At 57.9% G+C, this 2,172-nt stretch carries 2 protein-coding genes; one reads left to right on the top strand and one right to left on the bottom strand.

Annotated features, from left to right (window positions below; genetic code table 11):
• Positions 1–966 (bottom strand): amino acid ABC transporter substrate-binding protein (locus ACXRVY_RS25440; RefSeq protein WP_458238573.1); only part of this gene is annotated, 966 nt, incomplete at its 3' end.
• A gap of 468 nt (positions 967–1,434) precedes the next feature.
• Between ACXRVY_RS25440 and ACXRVY_RS25435 the strand changes: the two genes are divergently transcribed.
• Positions 1,435–2,091 (top strand): alpha/beta hydrolase, encoded by a 657-nt coding sequence (locus ACXRVY_RS25435; RefSeq protein ID WP_223459866.1) that lies wholly within the window; start codon positions 1,435–1,437, stop codon positions 2,089–2,091.
• The last annotated feature ends 81 nt before the right edge of the window (positions 2,092–2,172 follow it).

Genomic DNA, 2,172 nt, shown 5'->3' with positions numbered 1-2,172 from the left:
TTCCAGCGGAGTGCCCTTGCCGAGGTTTTTCTCGAACACTTCGCCGTAGTTACCCACTTGCTTGACGATCTGCACGACCCAGTCTTTCTTCACTTTCAGGTCTTTGCCGTATTCACCGTCGGTACCCAGCAGACGGGCAACGTCCGGGTTCTTGGTGCCCTTGGCTTCGGCTTCGACGTTCTTCGAAGTGACGCCGGCTTCTTCAGCGTTGAGCATGGCGTAGCCAGTCCAGCGCACGATGGCCAGCCACTCGTCGTCGCCATTACGCACGACCGGGCCCAGAGGTTCCTTGGAAATGGTTTCCGGCAGAACCACGTAGTCCTTCGGCGAAGCCAGCTTGCTGCGTTGGGCGAACAGCTGGGATTTGTCCGAGGTCAGTACGTCGCAACGACCGGATTCCAGCGACTTGGCGCTTTCGTCGGAGGTGTCGAAGGTGATCGGGGTGTATTTCAGGCCGTTGCCGCGGAAGTAGTCGGAAACGTTCAGCTCGGTAGTGGTACCGGCCTGGATGCAGATGGTTGCACCGTCCAGTTCCTTGGCGCTCTTGACGCCCAGCTTGTTGTTTACCAGGAAGCCGATGCCGTCGTAGTAGGTGATGAAGCCCGGGAATTTCAGGCCCATGCCCGCGTCACGGGAGCTGGTCATGGTGGTGTTGCGCGACAGGATGTCGATTTCGCCGGATTGCAGCGCGGTGAAGCGCTCCTTGGCGTTCAACTGGCTGAACTTGACCTTGGTCGCGTCGCCGAAGACAGCCGCCGCTACTGCACGGCAGTAGTCAGCATCGATACCGACGATCTTGCCGGTGGAATCCGGAACCGAGAAGCCTGGCAAGCCATCGCTGACGCCACACTGCACGAAACCTTTCTTCATTACTGCATCCAGGGTTGCGCCCGCCTGGGCAAACCCGCTGACACCGAGTACCGCGGCTGCAGTCACGATAGCCAGGGTGGATTTCAACATCTTCATTCAAACCTCCAGTTTTGCTCTTGTTGTGTCGGAGCGTGAGTCCTGTCGCACCCTTTTGAGGCGTAGTCGACCCGTGTTGGCTTTTTTTGGGGTCAACCGACGTAAGACGTTAGCTATGATTCTAGTAGGAGAAAATCCACATCATGGATTACTCACTTCTCACCAATCGGCCGAACGGGCTGTAGCCCTTTCACGTTCGCGAAGCCCCGTAGCGGCCCTTGGCGAACATCCATCACCGGATTCATTGCTATCCCACAGTCGGCAGTACACTGATAGTGTTACCGCCGGGCGCGAGATGTGTTGCACCGTTTCTCCATAGCAAAGCCCGTACCACACCGCCTGCCAAAGCGCTTCAGCTGCAGGTCAATAGCAAAACTTGTACCCTTGCGACATCTTCTTAACGGATCAACCTGACGCGCACTTCGATCACGCACTTAATGAGCGCGCACGCACAACATTGGAGCAGCCATGACCAACCCCTTGATTCTTGAACCCGTCAAGACCGCAGACGCCTGCGTCATCTGGCTGCATGGCCTGGGCGCCGACCGCTATGACTTCCTGCCGGTGGCCGAAGCGCTACAGGAAAGCCTGTTGAGCACCCGCTTCGTTTTGCCCCAGGCACCGAGCCGCGCCGTGACCATCAATGGCGGTTACGAGATGCCAAGCTGGTACGACATATTGGCCATGAGCCCGGCGCGCGCAATCAATCGCGAACAACTCGAAGAGTCGGCCAACTGGATCATCGAACTGGTTGAGACGCAGCGCGCCAGCGGAATAGACGCCTCGCGGATTTTCCTGGCAGGTTTTTCCCAGGGCGGTGCCGTGGTGTTCCACACCGCATTCCTGAAATGGCAGGGACCACTGGGTGGCGTAGTTGCCCTTTCTACTTATGCACCGACCTTCAGCGACGAACTCCAACTGTCCGCCAGCCAGCAGCGCATTCCGGTGCTGTCGATGCACGGCCAGTATGACGATGTGGTGCAAAACTCGATGGGACGCAGCGCCTACGAGCATTTGAAGCTGCGTGGTGTCACCGTGACATGGCAGGAGTACCCAATGGGTCACGAAGTGTTACCCGAAGAAATTCGCGACATCGGCGTCTGGCTCGCCGAACGCTTGCGCTGAGCATTCAGGATTAAAAGCCCCCTTTGATCCATCCCACTACGCCGCGCCCGCTTCTTGCATTACACTGGCCGGCGTACATTC

The sequence above is a fragment of the Pseudomonas sp. P5_A2_2 genome (assembly GCF_054177685.1).
This window is presented reverse-complemented; position numbering and strand designations above follow the sequence as displayed.